Annotated in this window: 2 protein-coding genes; both read left to right on the forward strand. The window is 64.3% G+C overall.

Features of this window, described 5'->3' with window-relative positions; genetic code table 11:
• On the forward strand, window positions 1-316 hold a 316-nt coding region (locus ACTWPP_RS45100; protein WP_443110635.1), incomplete at its 5' end, for a chalcone isomerase family protein.
• Window positions 317-390: 74 nt separating this feature from the next.
• Window positions 391-586 (forward strand): hypothetical protein (locus ACTWPP_RS45105; RefSeq protein WP_443110636.1); only part of this gene is annotated, 196 nt, incomplete at its 3' end.

A 586-nucleotide genomic window follows, 5' to 3' on the forward strand; every position in this document is an offset into this window, starting at 1 on the left:
GCGTGATGTGGGAGCCGACACCTTCATCCGCGCACTGAATGACGGCATCCACCACAACCAGACCGAGATTCAACTGCAGCGGCTGTCCGATCGCCTGACGCAGCTGGAAGACGCCATGCGCCAGATCGGCTCCACCCGTCGTGGCGACACCATCAACTTCGACTACACGCCCGACGCGGGCACCACGGTCAGCATCAACGGTGTGGCGCGCGGCAAGCCCATCCCCGGCGAAGATTTCTACCAGGCCGTGCTCAGCATCTTCATCGGCAACAACCCGGTCGACCGGGATCTGAAAAGCGGGCTGCTCGGAAGCTGACGATTCCGCGCCGCGTTGCGTCACCTAGCGACGTGCTAGATTCGCGGGATCGCTTTTCCGCGCCGGACTCCGTCATGCCATCCCCTTTCGATGCCGTTCTCGCAGCGCCCTTCGGCAAGCTGGGCGTGCGTGTGGCCGACGGCTCTCTGCGTGAACTCACCTATCTGCCGGAGAGCACGCCCACGGTCGACTCCAGCCATGCGCTGATCCGCAAACTGGCGCGCCAGCTCGACGCGTACTACGGCAACCCCAACGCCGCCTTCGATGTGC

Source organism: Actinomadura sp. 3N407 (assembly GCF_052245875.1).
In the GTDB taxonomy this organism is placed as follows: Bacteria; Actinomycetota; Actinomycetes; order Streptosporangiales; family Streptosporangiaceae; genus Spirillospora.